This is a genomic window from Amycolatopsis sp. A133 (assembly GCF_031082405.1).
Lineage (GTDB): Bacteria > Actinomycetota > Actinomycetes > Mycobacteriales > Pseudonocardiaceae > Amycolatopsis.
On sequence record NZ_JAVHJU010000076.1, the window covers coordinates 201,447 to 217,916 of the forward strand.

Sequence of the window (16,470 nt, forward strand, 5' to 3'; positions counted from 1 at the left end):
TCAGTCGGTTTCCGGATCGAGGGCGGCGAACGCGCGCCGGATCCGCTCGGGGTCGCCGGTGGCCAGCGCCCCCTCGCCCAGTTCGTGCGCGGGCAGGTCGGTGTACACCACGACGTCGGCGGGCAGCCAGCCGCCCGGCACGTCGGCGAAGGCACCGGCGGTGATCGCCACCGGTCCCGGCGCCGGGACCGGGAGGCCGAGCGCGGCCAGCCGAGCGCTCTCCGCCGCGAACTCCGCGCGGAAGACGCCGGCGACCTCCTCCGCCCGTTCCCGGCCGCGTCCGGCGGTGTCGCCGTAGCCGACGATCTCCACCGCCGGCGCCGGAGCGCCGAGGCGCGAGCGCCACGCGGCCGCCCGGGCCACCTGGCGGGCCGCCCGCCGCACTTCGGTGTGGTCGGCGCCGGGACCGAAGACGTCCGCCTGCTCGATCCGGCTCGCGGCCAGATCGCTCAGCGGGATCGGCTCGGCCGGGGTGGCGTCCGAGCCGAGCACCTCGCGCAGGTGGCCGCCGTCGCTGACGTACCGGGCCCCGTCGGCGTCCAGCGCGGCGAAGCCGTCCGGCGCCAGCACCCGCAGGGGCCGGCCGTGGTCCCACGCCTGCTTCAGCAGGAAGGCGGAGCTGGGGCGGCCCGGTCCGGGGCGGACGTCGGCCAGGCAGCTGAGCAGGGTCAGCTCGACGGGCCCGGCCGGGCCCGCGCGCCGGAAGGCCGCACTGCCGAACAGGGCGGCCACGCTCGGCGCCCCGGCCAGCGTCACGCGGTCGCCCAGCCGGTGCGGGGAGCCGGCGAGCAGCCGGAAGTGGAAGCCCCGGCCCGCCGTGCCGTGCAGCACCGCGTTCCACGAACGGGTCGCGTCGGGCCGTGCGGGCGTGAGGTAGGGCCGCCACACCTCGTGCTGACCGCCTTCGCCGTCCGGCTCGGTCGTGCCGGAGTAGTAGATCCGGCTCTGCGCGGTGGTGTCGTTCACCGCGCCGGCCGCCATCAGGGCGCGGTCGAAGTCCCGGGCCGGGAAGTACTGGCCCCGCGTGCCCAGCTTCGCGTTCGCCCGTTCGTAGCCGGCCAGGTGCCGCGGTTGCGGCACGATCGGCGCGACCCGCTCGAACCCGCCGCTGCCCAGGCCGAGCACGCCGTCCGGGCGGAACTCCAGCGCGCCCGCCGATCCGTACCAGGTCCGCGAGTAACCGGCGGGCACGAACTCGTCGGCGAGCTCGGCCAGGCCCGTCACCGGGCCGCCGAGGCTCGCCAGCACGATGCCGGTCTCCTGGCCCTCTTCCCCCGCCACCGCGCCTTCGGTGCCGAGCATCCCGCGCAGCTCCCGGCCGTCGCGCACGGACCGGCCCAGCTCGCCCGCGGTCAGGTCCAGCTCCCGGCCGTCCCGGCGGAGGGCGCGGTAGCCGGTCTCGCTCCGGTGCGCGAACAGCAGCACCGGACGCTGCTGCCACGGCGTGAGCGCCCAGGTCCCGTCCCCGGTGAGGAACGCGGTGAGGGCGCCGGCGTCCTTCGCCGCCCACCGGCGGACCCGCGCGAGCACGTCGCCGTCCCCGGGGAACCGGACGAACTCGCCGATCGGCTGCCCCGCCGGGCCGGTGATCACGGTGGTCCGCAGGTCGCCCGCCCGCGGCACCGACACCAGCGTCAGCGTGCCGTCCGCGGCTCGCACGTGGACGTCGCCGAAGAAGCCGGCCGCGCGCAGCGCACCGGCGAAGTCGAAGCCGAGGCCGCCGGGGCCCACCCGCACGTCGGCGGCACCGGTGTCGAGGACGACGGGCCGGCCGTGGGCGAGCTGCTGCCGGAAGCCGGGATCGCGCAGCAGCAGTTCGCCCAGCGCGGTGCCGCCGAGGTCGGTGCGCTCGCCGTTCACCAGCTCGACCCGGGCCGAGGTCTCCGTCCCCGGCACGGCCACGACGAGGGCGTCCCCGTCGCCGGTGAACACCTCCGCGGTGCCGTCGAAAACGGTGCGGGCGCCGTCCCGGTGGTAGCGGACGTCGGCCGGGGCCAGGGGCGGCCCCGCCGCGAACGGGTGGTCGACGACGAGGACGCCGTCCTCGCGCAGGCTCAGTGGCCCGGCGTAGTGGTAGGACACCCACGGACCGGTCAGCTCGGCCAGCCGCGCCAGGAAAGCCTTGTTGAGCGAGTGGTCGCCCGGCGGGACGCCGTCGGCGTAGGTGATCACGGCCAGCGGCGGGCGCACCGGGCCGGCGGTCAGCCGCCGGAACTGCGCGCTCGCCGCCACGCGCTCCGCCATCTCGCCGGGGGTCAGCATGGCGTGGCGGCCGTCCCGCAGCGGCGCGAAGTACCGGCCGTCCGCGGCGCTCAGCAGCAGGCGCACCGGGTTCGGGCCGTCGGCCCAGTCCGCGGTCACCTCCACGGCGGTGACCTCCCCGGCCGGGTCGGCGCGGTTGAGGCCGTACAGGCGGTCGCTCTGCTCGGTCGTCCACTTGACGGTGCCGGCGAGGTAGTCCGCCTGCTCGTCGCCGTCGGACACGGTCAGCACGGTCTCCCGGCCTTCGGCGTTGCGGGCCGCGAACCAGCGCACGTCGTCCGCCGTGACTTCGTGCGCGGGCACCGGAGCCGGCGCCGGGGTGGCCGGCGGCGGTGGCGTGCCGGGTGCCGCGGGCGCCTGGTTGCCGGTGAGGGTCAGCAGCGGCGCGCCGGACGGACCGACGCCGAAGCGCGGACGGACCGGCGGCGTCCGGGTTCCGGGACGGCTCAGCCACTCGAGGGCCGCCCCGAGGTCGGTCAGTCCGGTGTGGACGGCCGCCCCGGTCCCGGACAGCTCGATCCACTCCGAGCCGGCTTCGACGCGGCCGTCCCCGGTGATCCGCACCCCGCCGTGGGTCACCACGACCGGCGCGGCGACCTCGGCCAGGACGGCCGGTCCGAGCCGGGCCGCCCCGCCCGGGACGGCCAGCACCAGGCGCAGCCGGGCGTCGTCCGGCGCCGCATCGGCGGCGTTGGTCAGCACCTCACGGGCCGCCAGGACCTTGCCGAACGCCGCGAACGGAACCGGGTCGGCCGACCACAGCTCGACGGTGTCCCGCCCCGGCGTCACCGTCGCGGCGACGATCTCGACCCCGTCGTAGGCCGGCAGGCTCCTGACCGTGCGCAGGGCGTCGCGCACGCTGTCGCCGCGCACCGGGTACACCCACCCGCGGGCCCCGGGGCCGATGACGACCTGGGACCGCAGGTGGTGGTCGTTGCCGCCCCGCTCCGACCACGGGGTGGTCCACGCGTAGAGCTGCACCGCCAGTTCCTGCGCCGCCGGGCTCAGCGGCAGCAGCTCCAGGAAGTCCAGCAGCAGGCCGAGTTCCGCCTCCCGCGTCGCGGCCGCCGGCTCGTGCCCGAGCAGCCGGGGATCGGCCATCAGCGCGTCGAGACGGCGGTGCAGCGACGGATCCTTCGCCGCCAGCACCATGGCCGCCGAGATCTCGGCGTGCACCTGCCACACCGCAACGTCGAGGGTGCCCGCCCAGAACCGGAACTCCAGCCAGTCACCGGCGTCGCCGTCGATGTGCTGGAAGTTGATCGCGTCGGGCTTGCCGGTGCTGAGGGCCTGGACTTCGTCGGCCGAGGTGATCGTCGCGGGGTCCGGCGGGAGCGGGTTGGGTCCGACCATCCACAGCTTCCGCTGCGGCGCGGTGGTGCCGTAGTGGTTGCCCAGCCGGTACAGCAGGCCTTCGAACGCCTTGTTCAGCTGCGCCAGCCGCCCGTACACCGGCAGTTCGGGTTGCTCGGCGAAGCTGAAGTTCACGTGGCCGCCCACGTACGAGGCGTCGGGACGGCCGCCGTGGAGGCCGCGGTGCGCGTGGATGATGTTCAGCACCTTCGCGAGGTCGGCCCAGCTCTCGACGGGCCCGCGGAGGATCGGCGAAACCACTTCCACGCCGCCCTCGTGCGCCCCTTCCCGCACGATCGTCCAGTCGTGGAAGCCGGCCGCGTCCAGCTTCGGGCGCAGGGCCGCCTCCGCGGCGGCGAATTCTTCGCCGAACAACTGGAATTCGATCTCGAAGCCGAACCGCGCGTCCGGCCGGCTGCTGACACCGCCGGGGACGCCGCCGGGGTGGAAGGCGAGCGGCTTCTTGTCGGCCTCGACCTCGGCCACCGCGGCCGTGTAGCTGCGGTCCAGCTGCTGCAGCCGCAGTTCCCGCAGGCGGGCGGTCAGCCGCCGGGCACCCGCGAGCCGGTCGGCGAGGTCGAGCGCGTCCACATCGGACAGTGCCGCGGCCCGCAGCAGGCTCGCGCGCCGGCTCCAGTCCCGCACCCGGGCGCGCAGTTCCGGCTGGTACGCCGCCGGGAAGACCGCCAGGTGCCGCCGCAGCTGGGCGATCTCGTCGGAGAGCTGCCCGATCAGCGCGGGCACGTCGGGGCGCGCGTACTCGGGATCGCTCTCCCCTTCGGCGTCCCGGTCGCTGTCGTAGTCCGGATCCGTTTCGCCGTCGGCGTCCCGGTCCGAACCTTCGTCGACGTCGGTCATCGGAACGTCTTCGTCCGGGTCGTGCCCGGGCGCTTCCGGCAACGCGGCCGCTTCCTCCGGGTGCGCCGGCCGGCCGGACCCCACCCCGGTCGTCGCGCCCAGCGCCCGGGCGCGGTTCTCCACCAGCCACAGGTTGCGGGGTTTGACCGACGGCACCGCGAGATCCGTGCGCCCGTGGCGCCGCAGGTCGTCGAGGTACGCGTCCAGGTGCGCGGTGAACAGGCCGTCGTCGCCGGCCACCCGGTTCGAGGACGGCCCGCGGAACACCCACGGTTCACCGTCGCCGCTGCGGCGGACGTACTCGTCGTAGAGGCCGGCGAAGTGCCCCAGTTCGTGGCCCAGCGTCAGCTCGTGGGCGTCCGACGGCCAGTGCAGCTGGTCGGCGGCGCTGCCCGCCGGCCCGACGGTGATCGTGGCGTGCGCGGCGGCGGTGGGGTCGTGCGTCACGCGGAAGTGGAAGGCGTCGCCGGTGGGCAGGCGGAACTTCCCGTTGTAGAGCCGGTCGACCCCGGCTTGCGCGCGGGCGAGGTAACCGGGCACGTCGAAGCCGGGAGGGGCCGCGAAGCCGAGCCGGACGGTGTACTCCTGCACCCACTTGCCGGGCCGCACCTCGTACCGGCGGTGGTCGTAGGCGATCGGCTGCCGCCACCGCCCGTCCGCACCGGCGGTCGGCCCGGTGTCCTCGCCGAACACGGTGACGGCCGTGGCCCGCGCCCGCGCGGCGGCGAGTTCGCCGTCGGTCGCCGGATCGGGGTCGGTCATCCATCCGGCGGTGGCGGCCGGGCTGTGCGCCCAGGCGGCGTCGTCGAGCACGGGGTGTTTGCGCGGCAGCAGCTCGGTGGTGACGTCGAGCGGCGCACCGGCGCGCTCCGGCCCGGTGCCGGCGAGCGTCCCGTGACCGGAGCCGCGCAGTTCCCAGTCCACGCGCAGTTCGACCGCATCGGGAAGCAGCCCGGTCGCCCGGCGCGGAGCAAGACCGATACCGGTGGCGGTCACCGGCTTCCCGAGCAGCCGGCTCGCGTGCGCGGAAATCTCGTCGGTCAGGATACGGGCGGCCTCGGTGGCCGGAGTGCCTTCCGCGGGGGCCAGCAGGGTGACGACCTGGGGTGCGAAGCCGAGCCGGCCCCGGGCCAGGGCGTGCTCCACGAGCGCGCGGGCCTGCTCGGTCAAGGCGTCGCGCTGCTGCGGGGACAGCCCCGTGTGGTCCGGTTCCCGGCGGAGGAGCAGCTCGCGGGTTCCGTTCTCGGGCGCGGCGGGGTCGGACCGACGCGCCTCGCCCGCTCCCGGCCGCGGGTCCGGAGCCGGTTCCGCCCGGCCGGACCCGCCCGGCGCCGTGCCGGGGTCGAGAGCAGACCGGCTCGCCTCGCCCGCACCCGGCCGCGGGTGCGGAGCCCAGCCGGACCCGCCCGGCACCGCGCCGGGGTCCTGCTCTCCTCGCCGGTGGGCGGCGAGCTTCAGCCGCTCGGCTCGACGCCGGGGAATCTCCTCGATCAAGGGCCGCCGTTGACCGTGCGAAATCGAGGCGCGCCAATCCGGAGCCGCCGGGCCGGCATCGGGGGTCGCCGCGGCTGCACCAGATTCGGTACCCGGCCCGGCCGAACCCACCGGATGTCCCGCCGGGCCGGCATCGGGCCCGGCCGGTTCCGCGAGCGTCGCCGGGCGAACCGCCTCGCCGAGGAACTCCGCCGAACGGCCCGGCTGCAACCTCACCAGGCCGGCCGCCTCCGGGGGCAACGGGACCTCCGCGAACCCGTCCTGCAGCACCCTCTCGAACGTCACCGAGCGCACCTGGGCCCGGAAGGCGGGCACGCTCGCCAGGAACTCGAGGGCGGCCTTCCAGACCACGGCCGGGGCCTCGTGGTCCGCCACCAGTCCGGCGACCTCCATCAGGTGCAGGTCACCCGGCCGGTTGTACAGCTGGCGGACCAGCGTCTGGACCACCTTCGCCGTCAGCAGGGCGGTTCCGCCGGCGTCGGCCGCCGCGATGCGGGGGCGGCGCGCCGCCGTCCGCGCGCCCGGGACCCAGCTCTTGGCGGAGCGCACCTCCACCCCGGTCAGCAGCGGCAGCTCCGCACGGCCGAGCCGCTGCCGCAGCCGGGAGAACAGGTCCGGGCCGGTCCGGCGCAGCACCGAGCGGCGGCGGATCGGGCTCCGCGGGTCCGCGATGGTCTCCGTGGCCGTGGGGCCGGCCGGACGGCGGAAGAGCTCGAACTGGGTCAGCCCGTAGTTCTCTTCGATCTGGTCCAGGTAGAGGCGGGTCACGGGATGGCCCTTGGCCATGGCCAGTGCGCTGTTGCTGGAGCGCACGCGGGGCCGGCCGTCGGCGTCGGCGAAACGCTCCCCGCCGAAGGCGTAGCCCTCGGGCGACTCGTGGACCGCGAGCAGCAGGCCGGGGTCGTGCAGCAGGTCGTCGCCGTCGAGGTAGAGGCCGCCGAACCGGGCGAGGACGTGCACGCGCAGGCTGTCCGCCGCGGCGGCGTACCCCGGCCCGCTGCCCTTGGCCAGTTCGGCGCGGTAGAACGGGTCCAGGCGCATCGGCGAGTCCGCGTTGAACACCTCGTCGACGTTGACCAGGTGGATGTCGTTCTCCCGCGCCCACCGCACCATGTCCCGCACGCCGTCGAGGGAGCGGTCGGCGTCGTCGGCGAGCGCGGCGGCGATCCGGCTGCGCGGCACGTCGGTCCACAGCACCGCCCGGCCGCCGAACGACTCCGCCGACGCGGCGAACCCCCGCCGGAACTCCCCGGTCGCGCCGCCGTCGGCCAGCTCGCCACCCAGCCAGATGCCGTGCAGCAGCTCGGGGGTCTCCCGCGTCGCGGGCAGCGTGGCGACATCGATCCCGAGCGCGGCCCAGTGCCGCAGCTCCGCCTCGCTCCAGTCCCCGGCCAGCACCTCCTGCCGGGCTTCGGCGAGGGCCTCGGGCGTGAGAGCTCCCGCGTCGGGGAACGGTTTCGTCAGGTCGATGCGCTGCAGCAGCGTCATGCCCTGCGCCGCACTGAGCCGGTCGTGGTCCAGACCACGCAGGGCCGCGGGCGCGGCGGGGGTCCGGCCGGAGCCGAACAGGTCCGGGCCGAGCAGCTCGGGCCGGCCCCGCCCACCGGCGCCCGCTTCCGCCATCCGCTCGAGCCGGGCCCGCACCTCGGCGACGGTGACGGGTCCGGCGGACGGGGTCGCCGGACCGGTCTCCGAGGCCGTCCCGGGTTCCGCGTCCGGTGCCCCCGCGTGGCGGATCGCCACCGCGCCCGTCCCGGCCGGGGCCGGAGCCGGGTTCGGGACCTTCCCGGGAGCCAGCGCCCGGAAGGCCTCGTTCAGCTGCTGAACGGCCTTCTCCGAACGGTCGCCGCCGGCCACGCGCCGGACCGCTCGCTCGCCGAGGTCGTGCTGCGGCAGCCGGACCTCCAGGCGCGCCACCGGACCCGTCTGCGGAGGTGCTTCGGCGCCGAGCACGCGGACGGCGAGGTCGCCCGGCCGGACGTCGAGGCCGAGCCGGGCCAGCCGCAGCGCTTCTTCCTCCAGCTCGTGGCGGAACACCGCGGCCACCGCCTCGGCCCGCGCCCGGCCGGTTTCCTTCGCCTGTTTCCCGCCGCTGAGCAGGCCGGACTGGCCGAACCCGCGGATCGTCACTTCCGGCGGGCCGGCGTGGTTGCGGCGCCGCCAGGCCGCGGCGCGCGCGACCTGCTGCGCGACCCGGCGGACGACGGCGACCGCCGGCCCCGGCAGGGTTTTGCTCTTCGACGCGAACGTGAGCACCTCCGGCCGGATCCGCTCGGCCGCGAGGTCGGCCAGCGGGACTTCGGGGGTGCGCTCGTGCTCCGGCAGCGCCTCGACGATCGTCCCGCCGTCCTCGACGACCCGGACGGCGGTCGAGGTGGTGACGGTGACCTCCCGGGTGGCGCCGAAGACCGCGCCCGGCCCCACGATGCGCCGCCACTCGAGCTTGAACCGCTCCGCGTGGGTCTGGCCGGCGCCGCTCCGGGGCGCCATCGTCCAGCATTGGCCCAGCGGGATCGACGCCCACGGGTCGAGCCCGGCCCGCCGGAACAGCTCGGTGCCGGCGACGAGCCGCGCGCCGGCCTCCGGGGTCAGCATGACGGTGTCGCCGATGTGCAGCGGCCGATCGGTCTTCAGCGCGAACGGCATCCACCCGCGGGGGCTGACGTGGCCGTCGAGGAACCACGCGGGGACGGTGCTGCCGGCCCACGGCGCGACGAGCGGCTCGAACCGCGAACCGCCGTCCGCGCGGTTCGCGAGCCGCCGCAGGTAGTACTGCTGCCGCACGGCGGAGTCGTACCGCGCGGGCAGGTACATGTCCTGGGCGTCGATCTCGTTCAGCGGGAAGAACTGGCCGTGGGTGCCGAGGGCTTCGTTGGCCATCGCGTAGGTGACGACGTCGTCCGGCCCGGGCAGCGGAGCCGGTTCGGTGGCGAACTCCGTCCCGCCGGTGGCGAAGGTTCCGTCCTCGAACAGCGAGAAGCCGTCCGGCACGTGGTGCACGGCGCGCGCAAAACCGCCGGGCAGCAACGACTGCGTGAATTCGGGGACCCCCGTGGTGGCCCCGGTCAGCGCGGCGAGCACGAGCGAGCGGTCGTCGCCGCGGCCGTGCCCGCGGCCGAGCGCCCGGCGCACACGGGCGTCGGTCCGCACCACCTGGGCCAGCTTCGCCGGGGTGAGCTGCAGGGGCGCGCCGTCCTTCCGGATGGCGGTGTACCCCCGCGGGCCCGCGCCGCCGAACAGGAACAGCGGCACCGAACCGGCCGGCCACGGCGAGTCCGCCGCGCCGGTGCCGGTCGCGTGGCTGCGCAGGCGCTCGGCCGTGGCGTTGCGGGCCCACGCCCGGGCCAGCCGGACCGCCCGGCGATCACCCGGGTAGCGCACGAACAGCGCGACCGGCTCACCGTCGGCGCCCGGCAGGACCTCGGTCCGCACGTCGCCGGCCCGCAGGTCGGACACGAGCAGGAACCCGGTGGTCCCGCCGGTGCCGATCCGGTCCGGTTCGAGCACCGCCGGCCCGTCCGGGGCGTAGACGTCGGGGAAGAATCCCGCCGACCGCAGCGCGCCGGCGAAGTCGAAGCCCAGGCCGCCGAAACCGGCCAGGGTGCTGCCGTCGCGGGCCACCAGCACCACCGGGCGCAGCGGGTCGGCCGCCAGGCGCCGCCGGAACCGCGGGTCGGCCAGCAGCATCTCCCCGAGCCGGCGACCGTCCACTTCGAGCACGGCGCCGGCGCGGGTGGCGAGGCGGGCGAACCGGCCGTCCGGGGAGTCGACCGCGACGACGATCGGCTTTTTCGGCGCCCAGAGCCCGTCCAGGTCGGCGGTGCCGTCCGCGACCGCGTCGAGGAACGCGGTCAGCACCGCGGTTTCCGCCGCCGGTTCGCGCGTCCCGCCCGGCACGGGGAACCCGAACACCCCGCCGCCGGCGATGTGCACCACGTCCGCCGTCGACGGCGGCGGGCCCTCGGTGAACCGGGTGCCCCGCGGGACGGTCACCATGGCGGTCTCGCCGACCGAGTACGGGCCGGTGTGGTGGTAGGTCTCCCAGGGCCCGGTCAGCGCGCGCAGCTCGGCCAGCAGCCGCTGGACGGCTGCGCCCGCCGTCGCCGCCGCTTCCGGCGGGAGCGTGCCGAAGACGATCAGCGGCGGGCGGGCCGGGCCCGCGGTCAGCTGCCGGAACGCCGAAGACCGCGCCAGCAGCTGCGCGCTGCGCTCGGCGTCGAGCCGCCAGGTGCTGCCGTCGGACAGCGGGACGAGGAAGTCGTCGCCGTGGACGTCGAGGAAGAGCTCGACCGGGCGGGTCCGGGCGCCTCCGGTCGCCGCGGCCCACGCCTGCGTGGCCGGTTCCGGGTGCTCCTCGGCGCCGGCCTCCAGCAGCGAGCGCAGGCTGTGGTCGGTGGTGTGGGCCAGCTTGCCGGCCAGGTCGTCGTCGAGGCGCGCGGGCGAGGCGAAGCCCATGCCGAAGCGCCGTCCGTGCGTGTCCGCCAGCGGCAGCCACCGCACGTCGTCCGGCCGGATCGAGGCCACCGGCTCCGCGACGCCGTCGTGCTCCGGGACCGCGCGGCCGGCGGCGTCCAGCGTGAGCCGCTCGGTCAGGGCGGTCACCGTGCGGTACGGCCCGTCGCCCCGCAGCGCCTCCGCGAACTCCTCCGCCGCCGCGGTCGTCCCGTCCGGGTCGGCGGGGTCGGCGCCGGCCAGGCGGACCGGCACCGACGGATCGGCGGCGTGGCGCCGGAACGCCGGGGAGTTCCGCACGTGCCGGGCCAGGGTGACGCCGTCGACCAGCGCGCCGCCGACCAGGAACTTGCCACCGCGGCCGGTGACGTAGACGAAGAAGGGCTCGGCTTTGCCGGTCTTCGGCGGCAACGCGTGGTGCAGGCGCTCCCAAGCGGCCCGTTCCGACGGGGCGCCGGCGTAGAAGCTGATCCCGCCGGCCGCGTTCGCGGTGGGCGCGTGCTCCGCACCCCGCGGCACGACCGGCACCGTCACGTCGACGGCGACCGGCCCCGGAGTGCCCGGGGCGAGCCCGATCTCCGGCTCCGGCCGGCCCCGGTCCAGCGCGGCCCGGAGCAGGTCGGCGACGATCCGGGCGTCGCGCCGGTCGCCGGTGATGCGGACGCGCGGCACCGGCAGCCCGGCGGCCCGCTGTGCGCGCACCGCCGACGACAGCGCGGCCGCCAGCGTCCGCAGGTCCGCCGCCGCGGCCGGGTCGGCGAGGCGCGGCCGGGCCGCGTCGACGACGTAGTGCCGCCGCGAGCCGAGACCGGCGCTCGTCGCGGGCGGCGAGCCGAGGATGACGGAGTCGTCGTCCGGCGTGGCGTCGTCCGGCGCGGGTCGCACGGTGCCGTCCCGGCGCACCTCGACCCGGGTGCGGTGGCCGCGGACCTCGCCCCGGAACCCGGACTGCCGCAGGAGTTCCCGCAGCGCCCCCAGCCGGTCGCCCACCCGGCAGCTCAGGAAGACGAGCGCCGGCCAGGCCGTCGCGCCGGGCAGCCGCAGCCCGGTCAGCAGCCGCACCACGCCGCGTTCGTCGAGCCGCACGACCCGCCCGCCGCGCGTGCGCACCAGGAAGCCGTGCCCGTCGTGGTGCAGGGGAACGCCGAACTCCCCCGCCGCGCCGGCGCCGTTTTCGAACGCGTCCCGCAGCACGCCGCGCTCGCGGTCGGAGAGCGGGAACCCGACACCCACGACGGCGCCGCCGCGATCACGCAGCACCACGTGCTCGACGTCGCCCGGCTCGACGTGCTCCGGCCCGAGCAGGTCCGCCAGCGGCACGGTGCCGGCGGGTTGCGACCCGCCGATGTGCACCTCGATGCCGTGCTGCGTGCCGGTGGCCTGGTGCACGACGGCGTCGACGCGGTCGAGGACGTCGCCGGCCGAGATCCCGGCTGCGGGGTGCTGCGCCAGCCGGCGCCGCACCGCGTCCTCGACGACGGCGCGGAACGGCGCGACCCTCGCCCCGTCGCTGACGAGCCCGCGGCTGGCGAGCTGGGGCAGGTGCGCGGTGAGCCGAAGCCGGGCGGCCGTCCCCCCGCGCGCGGCGACCAGCGCGTCGGTGAAGCCCTCGGCGACCCACTCGAGCCGCCGCCGGTCGACGGCCGCGAGACGGTGCACCCCGGCCAGCGGCGCCGCGAAGTGGCTCTGCGCGCGGTAGAACGCGATCGTGCGGCGCGGGCCGTCGTGCCGGGACAGTTCCCAGCTGCCGTTGGTTTCGCGGGTGCCGGGGAGCTGCTCGAGGGTGAACTCCCACGCCGCCGGACGATCGGGGAACCGCCCGGCGGGGTAGAGCTCGTCCAGCGCGGCCTGGAGTTCGCGACGGGCCCGGTCCTGGAGGAACGCGCTGAGGTCGGCGAAGCGCCGCTCGAGGTGGCGGCCACCGGTCATCCGGACACCGAGCCGCAGATCGAGGCCTTCCCGGCCGGCGTTGGGCCCGGCCATGACGAGGCGGACGAGGTCCCGCGCGGCCTGGCGCAGGCGAGCCTGGTCCTGGGGCGGGAGGTCGGAGTTCGGTCCGCGGGAGGTGTCGGCGCGGCCGTGCGCGAGCACGACGGACGGCGGGCGGGCGGGGATCCGGGGCGCCTCGGTGGGGGTGGGCCGGGTTTGCTGTCCGGCCCGGCCGGTCCGCGCCTGGGCCGGGCGGGCCTCGCGGTCGGCGGTTTGCCCGGCTTGCCGGCGGGCGTCTTGTTCGGCCCGGATCCGGTCGGCCTGGCGGCGAGCTTCCTGCTCGGCCCTGGTCCGCTCGGCCTCGCGGCGAGCCTCCTGCTCGGCCCGGATGCGGTCGGCTTCGCGGCGGGCGTCTTGCTCGGCCCGGATCCGGTCGGACTCCTGCCGGGCCAACGCCTCACGCCGAACCCTCGCCTCCTCGGCCTCGCGGCGAGCCTCCTCGGCCCGGATCCGCTCGGCCTCACGACGGGTCTGGTCGTTCTGCTGGTTCTGGTGGCGCCCGGTTTCGCGGTCCCACCAGTCCGTCTCCCGCCGGTCCTGTTCCGCGCGCCGGCGTTGCGCGTCGCGCTCGGCCATCCGGTGGTGGTGGCGCTCCGCCTCGGCGCGGGCCAGCACCGCGGCCTGCTCCTCGATGCGGCGCACCCGCTCCGCCGCCGTCGCTTCCGGGCGCGGGATCGTGGGCTGCATCCGCAGTTCCCACTTGCCGTGGTCCTCGCGCGGGGCCCTGGCGACGGACTGGTGGCGCACCGTGAAGGTCAAGCCCTCGACGGAAGCCACGGGGAAGCCGCCGCCGCGCAGGAGGCGGTCGACCTCTCCGCGGAGGGCCGTTCCGGCCAAAGTGGACAGCTGCTCCTGGTGCACGCGCAGGCGGGCGGGGCCGTGCAGGGTGAACAGCACGTCGAACGCCCGGTGCCCGTTGCGCACCTGCTCGGTCACCTCCCGGCCGAGCTCGGTCAGCCGCGCGATCTCCTGCGGGGTGAGGACCGGCGGGCCCGTCAGCTGCCCGGCCAGCCGCACCGGACTGCCCGACAGCCGCAGGTAGCGCGCCAGGTCCGATTCGGCCGCCGGAACCGCCGCCGGCTGCCCCGCCGATCCCGGCTCGACACCGGTCGCCGGAACCGCCGTCGGCCGCGCAACCGAACCAGGCTCGGCACCAGTCGCCGGAACCACCGCCGGCTGCCCGACCGAACCAGGCTCAACACCAGTCATCGGCTGCTCGACCGATCCGGGCTCGACACCAGCCGCTTGCCCCGCAACCGACCCAGCACCAACACCCGACCCCGCAACCGAACCAGGCTCAACACCAGCCACCGGAACCACCGCCGGCTGCGCGACCGGGCCGCTGCTCGCCGGAGCCGGAGCCGGAGCCGGAGCCAGAGCCGGATCCGGCTCCGGCTCCGGCGTCACGTCGTACAGGCTGTCCCAGTCGGCCGGGCCCTCCTCCGGTGCCGCTTGCTGCGGTACCGCCCGGAAGCGCAGCTCCCAGCCGCCGAAGTCGGGGCGCTCCGGGTCGGCCTCCCGGTCGCCGATCCAGCCGATCTCCACCTCGGCCGTCGAATCCACCGGGAAGCCGCCGCCGGCGAGGACATCGCCCACCGATCGGCGGAAGGCTCCTTCGACCACCGCCGCCATCCGGTCGTGCAACGCCTCCGGGGCGTTGAGGTCCAGCTGGACCTCGAACGTCCGGTGCCCCTCGGTCACCAGGCCGGCGAACCGGGTCGCGGCCTCGGCCACGGCCGCCTCTTCGGCCGGGGACAGCACCGGGCCGCCCTCCTCGGTGAACCGGCCGCGGACCACCGGGTCCGGCACCTCGGCCGGGAAGTCGAAGAGCCCGCCATCCCCCAGGTCGTCCGGGAAGTCCGGCGGGAAGCCGGTGAAGGCGTCCCAGTCGAACCCCTCCAGCAGGTCGGGCACGCTCCCGGGTTCTTGACCGGCGTCGAAGTCGATCAGGTCGTCCATCAGCGCGTCGAGGGCCGGGTCGTCCGCCGGGAGGAAGGCGCCGGGCTCCGGTTCGGCGAACGGCAGCGGGGCGGTCCACTGTGGATCGGGGTCCTCCTCCAGCAGCCGCTCCAGGTCGTCGAACACCGACGCTCCGCGCGGGCGCGCCGGCTCGGGGGACGCGTCCGGCATCGCCGTGTCGGACACCGGGGACGGCGCTTCGGGACCGCTCTCCACGAACCGCAACCCGGGACCCGTTTCCCCCTGCGGCGCCGGCGAAATCCGGACGTGGTCGCGCAGGATCGTTTCCACCGGGGGCAAGCCGGGGTGGCCGGCCAGTGCCGCGCGGACCAGGGCGTCGACCCGGGCGAGGCGGCCGGGGAGCACATCCGCGGGGCCGTCGACGGTGATGGCGAGCGTGGGTGCGAGCTCGCTGTCGGCCAAGCGGGCGAAGAAGCCCGCCAGGGCCCAGCCCAGCCGCCGTTCGGTCGCCACCGGCAGCCGGACGCTGTGGCTGAGGAACCCGGCCGTCAGCCGCCGCGCGTCGCCGTACCAGGCGGGAACCCGCCGGGACGCGGCGATCGACCGGAACACGATTTCGCCGTCGTACCCGCCGCCGCTGCCCTCGTACCAGCTCCAGGTGAGGGGCAGGCGCTCGAGGGTGGCGTCGTCGACGCCGGCCGCCCGCATCCCGTCGTGCAGGAAGCCGAGAAGGTCCGCCGTCAGCGCCTCCCGCGCTCCGGCGTCGCGGGCGGTGATCCGCGAACGCACCGCGATCCGCAGGTCCGGCAGCTCCAGCTCCGGCCGCGCGACGACCTCCCGGCCCTGCTGCCGCCCGAACTCCGTGAAGGCCACCCGGTCCGGTTCGAACACCAGCAGGCCGCGCCGGCCCGTGCGGAAGTGGCCCACCACCCGTCCCGGCGTCTGCGGGGCGGACGCGTCCAGCGGGACGGGGGCGGGACTGCCCCGGCGGACGTACCGCTCGATGTCGGGCAGCCCCGGCGTCTGCGGGCCGGACACGTCCAGCAGGACGGCGGCGGGAGTGTTCCGGTGGACGTACCGCTCGAACCGCACGGCGTCGAGCAGCAGGGCCGAAACGCGCCGCGCGGTCTCCGCGTCCGGGTGCCCGGCGAGCACCTCGGTGGCGGCCGCTTCGACGAGCTCCCGGACCTCCCGCGTGCGGGCCTCGTTGTTGGCCGGCGAGGGGTGGACCACGGCGATCCGCAGCTGCTGCCCGCTGTCCGGCTGGGCCAGCAGCCCGTCGACGAAGCCCTGCACGACCCAGGCGGCCCGCCGGCGGGCCGCCTGCGGCAGGACCGGCAGCTGGGGCAGGAAGAAGAACGCCGACTGCCGCGCCGCGCGGTGCTCGGCCGCGGTGGCGCGGGGCGTCTCGTGCCAGGTCACCCGGAGCGTCACCGGTGCGCCGGTGGCCGGGACCTGCTCGGTGAGCAGGGTGAACTCCAGGCCCGGCGGCACGGCACCCCGGGCCGCGACCGCGGCCAGCAGCACGTCGCGCAGCCGGCGGTGCTCGTCGGTCAGGTGCCCGTGCCCGGACCGGTGGCCCGCGCGCACGGACAGCCGGACGTCGGGCAGCTGCTCCCCGCGCGCCGTGCGTTCGGCGACCTCGCGGGCGAAGCCGTCCGCGAAGCGGTCCAGCTCCGCCCGGGCGGCGGCGGACAGGCCCCCGCCGGGTTCCAGCGGGCTCGTCCACTGGCCGAGCACGGGGTCGTTGCGCCGCATGACGCGGCCGGCGTCCGTCCGCGTCAGCGTGCCGACCGGCGGGAGCTCGGGCGCGGGGTCCGCCTCGGGAACGCGGCGGGCCGGAGCCGGGGCGGGCGAATCCGCGCCGTCGGTCCAGTCCACGCGCACGCCCGGTTCCGGCGAGGTGCGGTCCAGCTCGTGTTCGGGCCCGGTGATGTCGGCGAACAGCTCGGCGTGCTTGACCGACGTCTCGTGGCGGAACGCGATGTGGTCGCGGATCACCCGCTCCGCCGTCAGCGCGGAGTCCGGCCCGAGCAGCGCCCGCAGGGCCGCGTTCACCCCGGCGGTGAGCTCGTCGGTCCGCGCCGCGATCAGGCCGGCCGAGGACCGCAGGTCGAGCAGCAGCCGCGGCGGATCACCGGC

Annotated in this window: 1 protein-coding gene (cut by a window edge); it reads right to left on the minus strand. The window is 76.5% G+C overall.

The genetic code is table 11. The features are described 5' to 3' along the window. Positions 1–16,470 carry the 3' portion of a protein-glutamine glutaminase family protein gene (locus Q5425_RS44760; protein ID WP_308678546.1) on the minus strand. Its footprint extends 30,657 nt past the window's final position, so the window shows 16,470 of its 47,127 coding nt (coding positions 30,658–47,127); its start codon lies off the right edge, out of view; its stop codon occupies positions 1–3.